The following is a 218-nucleotide window of genomic DNA, read 5'->3' on the forward strand; positions in this document are numbered from 1 at the left end:
CCGGCGCTACGGGGTCGAGCTGCTGCCGTCCTACCGGCTCGACGCGGGCAATGTGCTGGCGGTCGCGGACGCCGCCTTCCGCGCCGACGGCGCCTGGTATGATCTCAGCTTCCGCTGCACGGTCGACGACCAGGCCTTCGGCGTCGTCAGCTTCGCCCTCAAGGTCGGCTCCGCCATCCCCCGCGACCAGTGGGCCGCCCGCGGCTTCCCGGAGTTCT

General features: G+C 72.5%; 1 protein-coding gene. It reads left to right on the top strand.

From position 1 onward, the window contains the following. On the top strand, window positions 1-218 hold a 218-nt coding region (locus LL06_RS26195), incomplete at both ends, for a DUF930 domain-containing protein (RefSeq protein WP_035534068.1).

It is taken from the genome of Hoeflea sp. BAL378, assembly GCF_000759435.1.
GTDB lineage: Bacteria > Pseudomonadota > Alphaproteobacteria > Rhizobiales > Rhizobiaceae > Hoeflea.